The organism is Magnetovibrio blakemorei, assembly GCF_001746755.1.
Taxonomy (GTDB): Bacteria; Pseudomonadota; Alphaproteobacteria; order Rhodospirillales; family Magnetovibrionaceae; genus Magnetovibrio; species Magnetovibrio blakemorei.
This window is the reverse complement of sequence record NZ_MCGG01000056.1, coordinates 1-10,310: the sequence shown is the minus strand read 5'-3', so window position 1 is coordinate 10,310 and position 10,310 is coordinate 1. Positions and strand designations below refer to the sequence as shown.

10 protein-coding genes and 1 pseudogene are annotated in these 10,310 nt (G+C 55.2%); 3 read left to right on the top strand and 8 right to left on the bottom strand.

All coding sequences use genetic code 11. From position 1 onward, the window contains the following. Positions 1-164: 164 nt before the first annotated feature. Positions 165-1,109 (bottom strand): annotated as a pseudogene (locus BEN30_RS14535) (IS1595 family transposase); the annotation flags it as partial. On the opposite strand from BEN30_RS14535, the gene BEN30_RS14530 reads away from it, so the two are divergent. Continuing rightward, the gene (locus BEN30_RS14530; protein ID WP_281201843.1) at positions 1,017-2,168 is read left to right on the top strand and encodes an ISAs1 family transposase; all 1,152 of its coding nucleotides are present in this window, start codon (positions 1,017-1,019) and stop codon (positions 2,166-2,168) included. The pseudogene BEN30_RS14535 and the gene BEN30_RS14530 sit on opposite strands and share 93 nt — an antisense overlap. A gap of 141 nt (positions 2,169-2,309) precedes the next feature. Then, positions 2,310-2,441, top strand: a complete 132-nt coding sequence (locus tag BEN30_RS19130; RefSeq protein WP_281201842.1) for a hypothetical protein — start codon at positions 2,310-2,312, stop codon at positions 2,439-2,441. Positions 2,442-2,487: 46 nt separating this feature from the next. Here the strand turns inward: BEN30_RS19130 and BEN30_RS14525 are convergent, their stop codons facing one another. Further along, the gene (locus tag BEN30_RS14525) at positions 2,488-3,600 is read right to left on the bottom strand and encodes an SO_0444 family Cu/Zn efflux transporter (RefSeq protein ID WP_069959058.1); all 1,113 of its coding nucleotides are present in this window, start codon (positions 3,598-3,600) and stop codon (positions 2,488-2,490) included. Positions 3,601-3,694: 94 nt separating this feature from the next. On the opposite strand from BEN30_RS14525, the gene BEN30_RS14520 reads away from it, so the two are divergent. Further along, positions 3,695-4,132, top strand: a complete 438-nt coding sequence (locus BEN30_RS14520) for a MerR family transcriptional regulator (protein WP_069959060.1) — start codon at positions 3,695-3,697, stop codon at positions 4,130-4,132. Here BEN30_RS14520 and mamZ read toward each other — a convergent pair. From mamZ to BEN30_RS14490, 6 genes are all read right to left on the bottom strand, one after another. Continuing rightward, positions 4,129-6,021, bottom strand: a complete 1,893-nt coding sequence (gene mamZ / locus BEN30_RS14515; RefSeq protein ID WP_069959057.1) for a magnetosome biogenesis transporter MamZ — start codon at positions 6,019-6,021, stop codon at positions 4,129-4,131. The two genes, BEN30_RS14520 and mamZ, sit on opposite strands and share 4 nt — an antisense overlap. Before the next feature lie 10 nt (positions 6,022-6,031). Beyond that, on the bottom strand, positions 6,032-6,364 hold the full coding sequence (locus BEN30_RS14510; protein WP_069959056.1) for a magnetochrome domain-containing protein: 333 nt from the start codon (positions 6,362-6,364) through the stop codon (positions 6,032-6,034). A 204-nt stretch (positions 6,365-6,568) separates the two neighbouring features. After that, on the bottom strand, positions 6,569-6,910 hold the full coding sequence (gene mamC, locus BEN30_RS14505; protein WP_069959055.1) for a magnetosome protein MamC: 342 nt from the start codon (positions 6,908-6,910) through the stop codon (positions 6,569-6,571). A gap of 188 nt (positions 6,911-7,098) precedes the next feature. Next, positions 7,099-8,082 (bottom strand): protein kinase domain-containing protein, encoded by a 984-nt coding sequence (locus tag BEN30_RS14500; RefSeq protein ID WP_069959054.1) that lies wholly within the window; start codon positions 8,080-8,082, stop codon positions 7,099-7,101. Continuing rightward, positions 8,079-9,110 (bottom strand): PP2C family serine/threonine-protein phosphatase, encoded by a 1,032-nt coding sequence (locus BEN30_RS14495; RefSeq protein ID WP_069959053.1) that lies wholly within the window; start codon positions 9,108-9,110, stop codon positions 8,079-8,081. Before BEN30_RS14495 ends, BEN30_RS14500 begins: the two co-directional genes overlap by 4 nt. A gap of 75 nt (positions 9,111-9,185) precedes the next feature. Further along, positions 9,186-10,103: a hypothetical protein gene (locus tag BEN30_RS14490; protein WP_069959052.1), complete on the bottom strand. Its 918-nt coding sequence runs from the start codon at positions 10,101-10,103 to the stop codon at positions 9,186-9,188. Positions 10,104-10,310 lie beyond the last annotated feature (207 nt).

The following is a 10,310-nucleotide window of genomic DNA, read 5'->3' as shown; positions in this document are numbered from 1 at the left end:
ACGGCTTATCGCGATGTCCCATCATCGGATGATTTCGGGTTTTTCCCGCGCGAATAAGGGCCGGTTCCGTCCTCGCGCATACCTTCTGCCGTCTTGCGCCGCCGGGGTCTCTGGCGCGTCATGGTGATGCCTTTGCGAGGATTATTCTGGCCGACGATGTCCCAATAGGACGCTGGCGCATGCTTTGCGGCGATACCAAGGATCGTTTCAAAGGACACATGACGATAATATCTACGGTTGTAGCGAAAGACGAATTCGTTGAGGTAGACATCAATGTGCTCGCGGCGAAAACCATGATAAGTGCCGAGGCCCCAACGTTTGAGAAGGGCGAAGACTCGGTGAATCCATTGCAGCGGAATGTGCGCCGCCATGTTGCCAATGACACGTGGATCGTGCCGGTAGCCCTCCAGTCCAGGAATTGAAGCGTGACCATCGGAGATTAAGGTAGATCCGGGGGCAATATTGGTAGCAATGAAAGCGTGGATGTTCGGCTTCTCGTTGCTGGGGATGACCGCCAGACGGCAGCGCCCCGACAGGGTGTCGAGGTACTTCGACCCACGAGGCTTGGGTTTCTGTGCCTTTCCGCTGGTTCTATCACGAATCTCGACGGCTTCGATGATCAGGATTTTGCCGGTCTTGAGTGGGCTCCGGGGTGCGTCGTTGTCGTGGAACGGTATCTCGGTCTGATCAATCTCGACGACACCATCCAACAAATCTCGGCTTGGATCAATCATCGAACGCCGCAGTTTTTGTTCCAGCAACCATGCCGAACTGTAGGCGATCCCCATCTGCGCCGCCAACTGTCGGGCCGAAATCCCGTTCGAATGCGTTGCCATAAGATGGGCCGCCCAGAACCAGACCCGCAACGCCAGTTTAGTCCGGTGCATAATCGTGCCTGCAGTCACCGACGTATGGCCACGGCATTCCTTGCACGCGTAGGTGTATGCCAGACTGGTCAGAAGAAAAGCATCTTTGCTGCCGCATTTGGGGCAGACAAACCCGTCCGGCCATCGCCGATCCCGTATCAGACAGTAACAGCTCCTGTCGTCAGGGAACCGTTCCTGGAAATCCTGAGTTTTCTGGACCACATTTCCATTATTGAAGACCATCGCGTTCCCGGGATGGTGACGTATCCCCTGAACGAGGTGTTGCTGACGACACTTGTTGGGCTGATTTGCCGTGCCGCTGATTTTGATGAGATTGAATTGACGGGCCTCGAACAACTCGACTGGCTTCGACAATTTCTGCCCTTTGAGCATGGCGTTCCGCAGGCCCAGACGTTTCGCAAGATCTTTCGCCTGCTGGACCCGAAGTATCTGGAAACGGCCTTTTCCGCCTGGGTCGAGAGCCTACGCGTCCATGTCGGCGGCGGTGTGGCCATTGACGGCAAGACATTGCGGGGTTCCAAACAGGCTGCGGGCGGCGACGGCGCACTCCATCTGGTCTCGGCTTATGCTCATGAAGCCGGACTGGTGATCGGCCAGCGCGCCGTGAACGCCAAGAGCAATGAAATTACGGCCATTCCTGAACTTCTCGACGCCTTGGTCTTGAACGGTGCCATCGTCACCATTGACGCCATGGGAACCCAAAAGCTCATCGCCGCTAAGCTCATCGACAAGGGGGCGGATTATGTACTGGCCCTGAAAGGCAACCAGGGAACCTTGCATGACGACGTGCGCGACTTCTTCGCCGACCCGGACCTGCTCAGGGAGTGTGCGCGTCACGACGACACCTGCATCGGGCACGGACGCATAGAGGAAAGAACGTGTCAGGTCGCAGATGCCAGCGCGTGGCTCACCGAACAACACTCCGGTTGGGCCGGGCTTGCCTCAATCGCAGCCGTCATCGCCACACGAACCGACAAGAAAAGCGGAGAGGTATCAAGCGAAACGCGCCTGTATATCTCGTCATTACCGCCTGACCCCAAAACCATTTTGAACGCTTGCCGGTCCCATTGGAGCGTCGAAAATAACCTGCATTGGCAACTCGATGTTACCTTCCGTGAGGACGAATGCCGAACCAGAAAGGATCACGCCCCCTTGAGCCTCGCAATCATCCGCCACGCCGCTTTCAATATGCTCAAACGCGAACCGTCAAAAATGTCCATCAAACGAAAACGACTCAAGGCCGCAATGAACCAAGCGTTCAGAAAAACCGTGATATGTTAATGATACAGTATTTGGCCCTGATAGATAACCCCCCTCTATACCCAAGGCAAATACTGGGTTGTTGAAAATCCTCACTTGAACTCGACCTGCCCGCACCCTATGTCTGAGATAAATTTTAAGGGGAGGAAAGGCTCAAGACGGATGACGGAAGAACCCTGGATCTTGATGGTTTTAGCGGTGGCGTGTTTTGTCATCATCAAGCTATATCAAGTCAGTAAGCGTTTTCCCGGTCTGTTGACCGGGAGCAAAAGCAGCGACAAGTGGCAAAAGTGATGCGCCCGTAGCGGCTAACCAGGGGGGCAAAAAAATGCGCATTCCCTCACGGGTTTTGCGATTTCAAGGTGCCAAAACGCCCCAAAAAAGCCCTAATTTTTCGGATGAACAATTTTAACCCCAGAGCCAACAAAACCCCTGCGGCCCCCGCCGCCGCCCACATCGGTACGAATTCTCCTTCACCCGACAACTGAACCGCCATATTCACGCCCATAGACTCGGCGGCCAAATCTGTCATCAGGCCAGCCACAATGGCTGTGACAATGATACCGCTCAGGTACAAAACGACGCCACGATTGCCCATTTCCCGGCGCACCACGCCCAAGGTGGCAATGTTGGTTGCGGGTCCGGCCAGCATGAACACCATGGCCGCACCGGGTGACACCCCAGCCAGCAAAAAACTGGCCGCGACGGGGGTCGATGCGGTGGCGCAGATGTACATGGGAATACCCACCAAAACCATTACCACCATCGCCCCGATGCCGCTGCCATAGGCACCCAAGGCTGAGGGGGGGATCCACGTGGTGGTGGTGGCGGCCAACACCAGCCCTACCACCAACCACAGGGCAATATCATCAAAAATGTCTGTTAAAGCATAGCCAATGCCGCCCAGCGTGCGCCGAACCGGGGACTGAGCGGTTTTTTCCGGTGCAGCCTGTGCCTGAACACCGCCGCAGCTGCCGCTGGAACAACACGAGGTCTGTGCGGCGACGGTATGAGTTTTGCCAACCAACTCAAGAGCCTCTTCCCCAGGCAGAAAGCGCATCAACAAACCCGTGACGATTGCGCTGAAGACCGCCGCGATGGGCCGGGCGAAAGCCAAAAATGGCCCCAACATCGCATATGACAGGGCCACCGAATCAACCCCCGTTTCCGGGGTGGAAACCAAAAACGAAGTGGTCGCTTCCCGCGATGCCCCGGCTCGACGCAAGCCAATAGCCGCCGGTAAGACCCCGCACGAACAAATCGGAAGCGGTGCGCCCAGCAGCGCCCCCATCACGATGTGGCGCACCCCCCGTCCGCCCAACAACCGGGCAATGCCGTCTTGGGGGACCCAGGCATGAATGAGCCCCGCCACCAGCAAGCCAAACAACAGCCAAGGGGCCGCGTCCAGGGTCATGAGTACGATGTTGTCGGCAAACAGGGCGAGCGTATCCATAGGAGTTCCTTGGGTCATAAATCATTGGCTTAAGTCTTGTAATTAAGGATAATGGTAATCCCTATAGTTACTATAGCTACAAGGCCAAATGTGCATGAGCCCCAAAAAAAATACCGCCAAGGATTTCACCATCGGCCATATGGCCGCCGCCAGCGGCTGTAATGTGCAGACCGTGCGCTACTACGAACAAATCGGCATCCTGCCCGCCGCGGACCGGACCGCGGGCAACCAGCGTCTTTACGATCAAAATCATGTGGACAGAGCGCGGTTTGTGCGGCGCTCGCGGGAACTGGGCTTTTCCTTGGATCAAATCCGCCAACTGCTCAAGCTTAGCGATGACCCAGACCAGCCGTGCGACGAAGTCGATGCCATTGTCTTGGCCCACCTTGATGCCGTCGATGAAAAGATAGCGCGGCTCAAACAATTTCGCAAAGAACTCAGCCGTATGGCCAGCGATTGCGCCGGTGGCAAGGTGTCACAGTGCCGCATCATCAGCGCGCTTGCCACGACGCAGCCGAATAAGCGCGCTTAAACCTTTACGGACGAAACACGGCTTCGGGTTTGAAGAAACTGTCGCACCCGATAGCCCAACAACACTGCAACCAAAATCGTATAGATCAAGGCGCGCATCAGGCTGGAATCGGCGATGGCTGCGGAAATGATGAAGTGGATAATCACTAAAACGTTCACCGCATAAATCGAACGATGCAGCAATTTCCAAGTTTTGCCGCCCAAGTGCTTGGTGAAGTCCTTGGTCGAGGTGATCGCCAGTACCGTCAACATGACGAACGCGAACAGGCCGAAGATGATGAAATAACGACGGAAGAAGTCATCCCACATGTGCCCCCAAGACAGATCCCACTCCAGCCAGATATAGGTCACAACATGCAGCACCGCATAAAAAAAGGCGTACAGACCAACCATCCGGTTGTAGCGCGCCAGGTAGGCCGCCTTGCTGAGTTCCCGCAGCGGTCGCAGCGACAGCGAAATGATCAAAAAATTCAACGCCCAGTCGCCCAGGTATCGGTTCCAATAGCCCAACGGCAAACCGCCTAGGGCACTTCCAGAAATGACCCCGCCGTTGTCCAAGAACCAAATCAACGGCACCATCACCGGCATCAAGCAGATGACAAACACCACCGGCTTAAAGCCAACCCGCTTGCGTTGCGGCGAAACCTCATGGCCCGTGTCGGTGGGCCGCAGACTCAGCGCATAGGTCATCACCAAAACGTTGCCGATGCCGATCAGCACAAAGGGGGCGTGCGGGCCAACGGTGTCAAACAAAATTCCGCCGCTTTGGACAAAAAAGATCACTCCGATGCCGCCCATCATATAAAACATGCCTAGCAGTGTGCCGCGCAAATCTTTGGGGGTCAGATCAAGGGCCAAAACTTGGGGCGCAACCAAACAGCCGGCCTGGCCCACGCCAACCAAAATTGCCGGAATCAAAATGGCGGCGCTGAACGGATCAACGGTGATGCCGAACAACAAAAAGCCTGCCGCTGAAAAGGCCATCCCCGCAGCGATCCCCGTAACCCGGCCAAAGTGCTTGATAAAACCGCCCCATATGGGCAGCGCCACCAACATCACCACCCCAATGACGCCCAACAAAAGTGCCGCCTGAGACACCGCCGCGCCACGATCCAAGCCAACGGAATCGGCCTCACTGAACAGCCACAGCATCAAGAAAATGCCGATGAAAACCATGTCACTGCGCGAAAAAAAGGCCGAAATAAAGGTCAGTTGCATGCGCGGCTCATCACTAAAAACGGCCTTAACCCGGTCCCAAGGATATTTGCGCACCACCAACAACGGGGCCACTTCCTTCAACTTGCCTTTGAGCGTCTTCATACCCGCAAACGCCAATATGGCGGGCAACGCCATCACCACATAAGCGCCGCCGTGCGCCGGGATTTGCATCAAAATACCGTAAATCACTGCGCCGCCAAAGGTCATCATGAAAAACACTTTGGACATGATGTGCGGACGATCATGGAAATTCGTGTAATCTCCGGCCAACGTAATCAGCAACGGCCAAACCGCTCCCATGCCGAGGAAAATCAGCACCCGCGAAAGCAAATAGAAGCCCAAGCTGCCCATCCCCGTGATGGCCCCCAATTGCACGCTAAAAGGCGCCATAGCGGCACCCATCATGGCCACGGCGAATCCATAATAGATGATTTGGGTGCGATGGATGCGATCGGAGATATAACCAAGATAGACCACCAACACCAAGCCGATGGTTTCCGCAGCGACTTGAATGGTGGCGTTGATCGAACCAATTTCACGCCCGGAAAGGCCAATGATCTCGCTGAGGAAAAACGGCTGCATGCCGACCGTCAGCGTCATGATAACGCTTGACGTCGCCAACAGCAGATACAGGGCGTTCCATCGCCAGTGCTCGATTACGTATTCGTTCATCAGATTCTCATTACGGCTTCAAAATCACATGACAATTTTTGCAGGCCATTTTTTCGCGGCCATCGACATGCGGCGCGGGGGCGTTGGGCAAAATGGGTGGCGGTGGCAACGGCCCAGTCGCATTGGGTGAGCCCGTATGCGGTGTACCCTGAGCCAAAACCACATGGCAACTGGCGCAGGCAATTTTTTCACGGCCGTCCCGATGGGGCGGAAATGTACCGGCCGCAATGGCTGGAGCATCGTGGTATTCGTCTTCCCACAACCCTTCGGCAAAAATTGTGATCACGGCGATGCCCAGCAACACAGCAACGCCAATACCGATGATCCATTCTTCGGATTTCATTGTTTATGATCCGTGACAGGTGGTCAATTGAGGAAGCCCTGCAGACACAAACACACACCCCTAGCACTTAAACGGCCCACCCCGATGCATAGGCACCAGGCGCAGGCCTCACATGGTCTTCGCTAACAGCAAGCACAATGGCATGATAATTTGATAGCCAATGGTGGGGGCCACCGCCACGGCAGCCCCACCGCCCGTGCTAAATTATTCCGCGACTTCCATCGCATCAACCGTATCCATCGCAGCAAAATGCTCGACACCACGGTCCCAAGCGTATTTACCCGCAGCCGCCGCGACAAACGCCGTCGCCAACGAAACGACCAGACCGCCACCGACCATGCCGACCACAACAGCGCTCAGCGCCGTAGCAGCACCCGCGCCGGCGGCTTCTTTGGCCGTGTCGACGACGATAGCTTCGGTGCTCAAACCATCAGTTTCACGCGCTCTTAAGTTTTTAGCCAAAGCTGCGGAACCACCGACAACGGCGCCAAAAACGCCAATACCTGGAACACTGTGCGACAAAGCCGTTACAAGCTGAAAAGCCATCTTTTTTTCCCTAAGAACCGAAAAACAAAAAAAACCTACCCTCTTCCCGTTTACGTGACACGCATCATGGGAGAGGACAAAAAACCTGATTGGCATTTTAATCGGGGCTACCGAGAAGTCAAGCCCCTCGACACTTTGTAGAAATCACAAATTATACTGTAGACAACTGATAAAATTATACTTTTGGACTAGGCCATAGCACTCGTGCGCGCACCGCCAAAAGAAACGGCTGACTTGACCGCGCGGGGCTCAGCGGGGGCTTTGCGGGCATCTTTCAAAATGCGCGTCAATCTGGGCACTTGGATGGAGTTCGAAGCGGCAACCCGCAGCAACAACGAAGTCCAGCTGCGCAGCAACGGGTCGGGGCTGGCCAGCAGCCTCTGGATCAAGGCCGTCTGCATGTTCGAGGCAAAATCATCATGGCTCAAAATTATGTTTTCGCCGGTGTTGAACACCTCATACAGGGACGGATCAAGGGTCAGGGCACGCAATGATAGGGCAATCACCAGGATCGAAAAATGGTCCTGGGTGGCATCGAAGTGGTTGGTGTTGCGGCGCGGGTGCTGATAACTGGCACCGCCCATCAGGACCGACTTCAGCCCCTTCAATTGCGGCACATACATGGAATCGTAATCGATCAGGCGTAGCTGGCCGTCCAAGGTGATCAACACGTTGTCGTGCTTTAGATCCCCATGGGCAATGCCGCTGGACAACATACTGAGGCATAAATTAGACCACGCTTTGGAAAGCGCAAACAGGCCCTTTTTGTTTTGCGTGGCGCACATTTTTTCGACCACATTGCCCATGGACAGGCCTTCGGTCCACGGCATCACCACCAACGGGTATTCCGCATCACCGGCGATTTTGGACGATACATAAATTTCGCGCGGCATATACCCGACGTCGATGAGGTAACGCGCGCCAAGGCGTTCAATCGTTTTCGCGATACTGGTTTGGCGCATCTCCAACTGCGGCAGGTCACGGGTAAACAGCTTGATCGCGACCATTTGATCGCCGGGGGCCACACGGGCTTTGAACACAGCGGCAAAGTTACCAGCCATAAAGACCGGCTCGCCATGGGCATCCAAAATCGGCTTCACCCGCAAATTGGCAAAACGGTTGGCGGCGTTTTTGATCGCATGTCGATAGTCGTTGATGATTGGAAATGTCATGTCTCACCCGCTAAATCTATCGCTTCATTGCCCATTTCACCGGCCATTTCCCCCATCTCAAAATCAATTAAGATGAGGGTCGCATCATCGTTGGAAATCAAACCGTCGGCGTGGTGTTGCTTGATGGATTGGGCAAAGCTTTCTTGGCTTTCAAGGGCTTGGCTTAAGGCGTCGAGTTGGTGCCAAAAGCCATCGCCTGCATGGTTCACGTGATTGCGCGCCAAATCGGCCAGCTTGCCGCTGCCGCCATTGTGCAATTGACGAAATTCCGTCATCAGCGCCTGGGTATGGGCCGAGGTCCCCGCATGATCGCCGCCAGATTGTCGGGCGTAGACGTCGGCTAAGTAGCTGAGGTGCAAAAACTCGCCAAGACCATCGGAAGCCAGCACGATTAAGGTGGACTGAGAAAGCGTAATGCGGCCCGTGCGCAAATGCTTTTCGTCCGGCAAATCTTTCCAGTTGAGCAAATGCGGATCGGACGCCATGGCCTGCAAAGACGCGGGAAAGCCGGATGCCAAACTTAAGGCGTTGGGGGTTTTATCAAAGGCGCAGAAATGACTGTCGCCGTAACACAACCAATTCAAAAAAGGCGTGTCCCCAACCTGGCCCTTATCAATCCAACACGCCGAGAGGGTCGAGCACGAGCCTTCGCGGACAAATTTATTCAGCTTGGTCGGGTCGTTAACGGCGCGTTGTTTGTTGGTGGTGGAAAAATCTTGCCAAAATCCATCAATCCAGGTGTTCAGGCCCTGCACGTCGCCAATCGGCGATAGGGGCAGGTTTTCCACCAGGGCTTCGGCCCAAGCGCCGCAAAACATGCCCGACGATCCGGCCCCGTCAGCGACGGTCGCAAGAATGGCGTCGGCCGTTTGAGCAACGCGAAACCGGTCTTCATTTTTGCGCCAAATGACGGATTCGGCGGTCTTAAAGCAGTCATTGATAGGCTTTTCGGTGGTTTGGCCGCGAACCGTCCAAGTTCCCTCTGCACGCCCAACATCCCTTAAAACGGCATGGCTAACTTCAGCCACGCTAAACTCATCCTGGAGCGGCTCATTTTGCGTTGAGAATCGATTGAGAAACGAAGGCATCAACGCCGTCACCCCTTAAACGGCTTGCAGCGAATGCAAGTGCGCGCTGGCGGGAGGCTGTTCAGAGAACACAAACGCCTGACGCGTCCCAATGTCCAACAACTTCACCAACGCCATGGCGTCGGCGTTGAACGCCATGCCGCGGATCGCCGGAGTGGAGCTGAGATCGCGATCAAAAATTTCGCAAATCACAGAACGATAGCGATCCGGCATTTCACTGGACATTTCAAACAGCAACTTGGCATAGGTGTCGTCGGGCAGTTCCAGCGCGTTCCACGGGAACACCACCGGACGCGCGGTGTTGTCGGAAATATGGCAATTCACCATCAAGACGTTGCCGTCAGTGGTCTTCAAGCTGGTCAAGCGCCGCGCTGAGTTCAACAATTCTTCTTCGCTGGACACATCGTTCGCCATGCCGTCGGTGATGTTGATGACAATCGGGGGAAAGGATTTGGGGTGCCGGAAAATCCAGTCTTGAATGGCCGCGCGGGCCAACTGCAAGGCCCCGTTCATGGGCGTGCTTTCCGCCGCGACCGGTTCCACCCAGCGTGAAACGGTCACCGTTTCTTTTACGATCTGGTCACGCACCAGGGTTTCAATTTCTTTGGTTTCGACGATCGCGTTATCGGCCACTTCGGAAATCGGAACCATGCCGCGGCCAGCCAAACTGCCCTGCCAGCAAAATGCCGGACGGCTGGTTTTGCCGTAGCCAATGATGCCGACGTCAAAATAATCGCTGACGCCTTCGTCGCGCATACAGCGGTTGACGATTTCTTCCAAGGTGCTGTTGAGAGCTTCGGCAACAACCGTTGCGCGCTCCACCGGCTTGCCCGCCCCATCAACGCCAAAGGGCTTATGCATTGATCGGGACTGATCGACCAGAAATAAAAACGCCCCCGGGTAGTCACGACAAATCTCTTGCGAATAAGCCATCTTGATCCCTTTTCTAACTTGACCCCATCACCGGGCACCATGATCTTCGCGCGGCTGCCCAATGGTACGGCGATTGGCGACGCGAATCTGTGCCCATACCCATTCTACGGGCGATTCATTGAACAGATATTAACACATGCTGTATCTTAGGCGAAACCTCCAAAAACACAAGCTGATGCGTTGATTTTTGAGAGATTCCACTGTATT